At 76.2% G+C, this 3,344-nt stretch carries 5 protein-coding genes and 1 pseudogene; all 6 read right to left on the bottom strand.

The annotated features are described in order from the left end of the window. Positions 1 to 573 (bottom strand): annotated as a pseudogene (locus DVA66_RS18525) (SIS domain-containing protein); the annotation flags it as partial. A 6-nt stretch (positions 574 to 579) separates the two neighbouring features. After that, entirely contained in the window at positions 580 to 777 is a 198-nt protein-coding gene (locus DVA66_RS18520) for a Trm112 family protein (protein WP_114561353.1), read from the bottom strand. Positions 778 to 848: 71 nt separating this feature from the next. Next, positions 849 to 2,210: a phosphohexomutase domain-containing protein gene (gene manB / locus DVA66_RS18515; RefSeq protein ID WP_114561352.1), complete on the bottom strand. Its 1,362-nt coding sequence runs from the start codon at positions 2,208 to 2,210 to the stop codon at positions 849 to 851. Continuing rightward, positions 2,210 to 2,581 carry a DUF3499 domain-containing protein gene (locus DVA66_RS18510; RefSeq protein WP_114561351.1) on the bottom strand — a complete coding sequence of 124 codons (372 nt, stop codon included), beginning with the start codon at positions 2,579 to 2,581 and terminating at the stop codon, positions 2,210 to 2,212. The genes manB and DVA66_RS18510 overlap by 1 nt, the downstream gene beginning before the upstream one ends. Before the next feature lie 63 nt (positions 2,582 to 2,644). Continuing rightward, entirely contained in the window at positions 2,645 to 3,082 is a 438-nt protein-coding gene (locus DVA66_RS18505) for a metallopeptidase family protein (RefSeq protein ID WP_114561354.1), read from the bottom strand. Between the two features lie 35 nt (positions 3,083 to 3,117). Then, on the bottom strand, positions 3,118 to 3,344 hold a 227-nt coding region (locus DVA66_RS18500; RefSeq protein WP_232822062.1), incomplete at its 5' end, for a hypothetical protein.

Genomic DNA, 3,344 nt, shown 5'->3' with positions numbered 1-3,344 from the left:
CGAGCACTCCTCGGCCACCCGGTCCAGGGCGGTGGCCACCGCCTCCAGGTCGACCGGTGGCCCCATCTCCAGCTGGTGCAGCGCGGCGGCCACCACGGCGACCGCGGCCAGCGGGTCGGAGGTGGTGGTGGGCAGGACGGCGGTCGCCCGCGAGCCGGCCGCGTCCACCACCGCCGACCCCGCCGGTGCGGTGACCAGCAGCCGGGAGCCGCGGCGGACGGCCTCGTGCGCCGCCCGCACCAGGGCCTGCTCACCGCCGTGCGCGGCGAGCACCACCACCAGGTCGAGGGGGCCGACCCAGCCGGGCAGGGTCGAGCCCGGCCAGGCCATCATCGGCACCGGGCACACCGGCTCCAGCAGCGAGCGCACCAGCCGGGCCTCGGTGCCGACGGCGATCACCGCCCGCGGACGTCCCTGGTCGGCGACCTCGGCCCGCAGGGTGGCGATCGGCTGCTCGGCCGAGCCGGCCTCGACCCGGATCCGCGCACCGGCACCGGCCAGCCGGCGCAGCAGCGGGTCGGCCCGCTCGAGTGCGGCGCGGTCCTCCAGGCGGGCGTCCTCGAACTCGACCACGGACGGTCAGCCGCGCGCCGGGATGTCGGGGCTGCGGGCCTCGTCGACCAGCAGCACCGGGATCTGGTCGCGCACCGGGTAGGCCAGGCCGCACCCGCCGCTGGTGCAGACCAGCTCGTCGGCGTCGTGGTCCACGGCCAGCGCGGCGTGGCAGTTGGGGCAGGCCAGGATCTCCAGCAGCTCCGGCGGCAGCTCGACGGCCATCGCGGTCCTCCGTTCCTCTCGCGGGCGGGTCCTCAGTCTGGCGCGTCCGGGCACCGGAGGCCAGCGGGCGCTCAGCCCGCCCGCACCAGCGCCAGCACCTCGTCGCGCACCCCGGCCATGGTCGCGGGATCGGCGGCCTCCACGTTGAGCCGCAGCAGCGGTTCGGTGTTGCTGGGACGCAGGTTGAACCACCAGTCCTGGGCGCGGATGGTCAGCCCGTCCACCCGGTCCGCGCGGCCGCGGTCGGCGAAGGCGGCGGCGACGGCGTCCATGGTGGCGGCCTGGTCGGCGACGGTGGAGTTGAGCTCGCCGGAGGCGGCGTAGCGGTCGTAGTCGGCCACCAGCTGCGAGACCGGACGTCCGTCGCGGGCCCGCAGCGCGAGCACGTGCAACGCGGCCAGCATGCCCGTGTCGGCGCGCCAGAAGTCGCGGAAGTAGTAGTGCGCGGAGTGCTCGCCGCCGAAGACCGCGTGGTGCTCGGCCATCAGCGTCTTGACGTAGGTGTGGCCCACCGGGGAGACCACGCACCGCCCGCCGCGTTCGGCCACCACCTCGGCGACGCTGCGGCTGGTGATGGTGTTGATCACGATGGTGGCACCGGGCTCGCGCTCCAGCTCGGCGGCCGCGATCAGCGCGGTGACCGCCGACGGGGGGACCACCTCGCCACGCTCGTCGATGATGAAGCACCGGTCGGCGTCGCCGTCGAAGACCAGCGCCAGGTCGGCCCCGTGCTCGCGGACGGCCCGCTGGGCGTCGCGCAGGTTCTCCGGCTCCAGCGGGTTGGGCTGGTGGTTGGGGAAGGTGCCGTCGAGCTCGGTGTACAGCCCGACCAGCTCGACCGGTAGCACCCCGAGCACGCCGGGCAGGGTGTGGCCGGCCATCCCGTTGCCGGCGTCGGCCACCACCAGCAGCCGCTGCCCGTCGAGGGCGGAGAGGTCGACCAGGGAGTGCAGGTGGGCGGCGTAGGCGCCGAGCAGGTCGCGCTGCTCCAGGCCGCCGCGCGGACCGCTCGGCGGCGCCGGGTCGGCCAGCAGGGCGTCGGTGCGCTCGGCCAGCTCGGTGAGCATCCGCGCGGTGACCGGTCGCGCGCCGGCCAGGCAGAACTTCATCCCGTTGTCGGCGGGAGGGTTGTGGCTGGCGGTGAGCATGATGCCGGGCAGGTCGAGGTGGCCGGAGGCGAACCAGAGGCCGTCGGTGCTGGCCAGGCCCATGTCGACGACGTCCACCCCGGCGTCACGGACGCCCTCGGCGACCGCGGCGGCCAGCTCGGCCCCGGTGGTGCGCATGTCGCGGCCGAGCACCAGCGCGCTGCCGGGAGCCAGCCCGAGCACCTGGGTCCAGGCGCGGCCGATCGCCCGGGCGTCGTCGGCGTCCCACTGCACGCCGACACGGCCCCGGATGTCGTTGGCCTTGAAGATCGAGCGGTCGGGCATCAGTCCGGTCGGCGGTCCGGGTCGGCCAGCACCGTGAGGTGCCCGCGACGGGCCAGCTCGACCACCTCGGCGGGCCCGTGCAGCGCCGGCGTGGGCGGCTCGGCCAGCCCGACCTCGCGGACGGCGTCGGCCAGGGCCAGCAGGTCGTCGGTGCTGTGCTCGGGCTGCTCCTCCATCGACAGCCGGATGACCTCCCAGCCCAGCGGCACGCTCAGCCCCTGCGCGTGGCGGGCGCACAGGTCGTAGGCGCCGGGCTCGGCCCGCAGCGCCAGCGGCCCGAGGACCGCGGTGGAGTCGGCGTAGACGTAGGTCATGGTGGCCACCGCCGACGCCGAGCAGCCGGTGCGCGAGCAGCGCCTGGACGACCTCATGGGAGGGACCGTACCGCCCCGGGGACGGTCGGCGCGATCAACCCGCCGGAGGCGTCCCAGCCCTCAGTCCTCCTCGTCGGCGTCGGGGTCGATCTGGTGCACGCTGAGCCCGGTCAGCGCGGCCAGCTGCTCCACCAGCGTCTGGTGCACCAGCTCGCGCAGCAGCAGGGTGTCCTCGGCGCGCAGCTCGAGCGGGCGGCGGTACAGCACCACCCGGCCCGGGACGTCCACGGTGGCCTCGACCGCGGCCGCCAGCGGCACCTGGTCCCCGCTCCAGGCGCTGGCCAGCAGCGGGACGTCCTCGACGCCGATCTCGACCCGTTCCACCGCCTCGGGACAGCTGTGCCGGACCCGCTGGACGGCCTCGTGCACGGCCCGGTCGAAGACCTCCGCGCGCGGCAGGGTGCGGCGCAGCCGGACCGGCTGGCGGGTGAAGCGGTTGGGCAGCGCCATCGGGCCGCGGATCCCGCGCTGGTGACGGTCGCGTCGGCGGCTGGGCATGGTCACAGCCTAGTGACGCCGCCGGCGGGCCGGGCTCACCACAGGTGCTCGTCGGGCCGCGGCAGCAGCGCCCCCGCCCCGGCGCCGGTGGGCTGCAGCGGCACGCTCGCCAGTCCGGCGTCCCCGCTGAGCACCGTGCCGGCGGCGACGGCCGCACCGCTGAGCACCTCGACGGCGACCAGCCCGTCGCCCGACCGGACGAGGCTGGTCCCGGCGGGCACCTCCAGCTCCTCCGGCGCCGCCCCCGGGCCGCTGATCCGCA

Source organism: Desertihabitans aurantiacus, assembly GCF_003344635.1.
Taxonomy (GTDB): Bacteria; Actinomycetota; Actinomycetes; order Propionibacteriales; family Propionibacteriaceae; genus Desertihabitans; species Desertihabitans aurantiacus.
This window is presented reverse-complemented; position numbering and strand designations above follow the sequence as displayed.

Excerpts from the sequence above, each read along its gene's own strand:
- DVA66_RS18520 (WP_114561353.1), bottom strand. The coding sequence starts at position 777 with ATGGCCGTCGAGCTGCCGCCGGAGCTGCTGGAGATCCTGGCCTGCCCC.
- manB (WP_114561352.1), bottom strand. The coding sequence starts at position 2,210 with ATGCCCGACCGCTCGATCTTCAAGGCCAACGACATCCGGGGCCGTGTC.
- DVA66_RS18510 (WP_114561351.1), bottom strand. The coding sequence starts at position 2,581 with ATGAGGTCGTCCAGGCGCTGCTCGCGCACCGGCTGCTCGGCGTCGGCG.
- DVA66_RS18505 (WP_114561354.1), bottom strand. The coding sequence starts at position 3,082 with ATGCCCAGCCGCCGACGCGACCGTCACCAGCGCGGGATCCGCGGCCCG.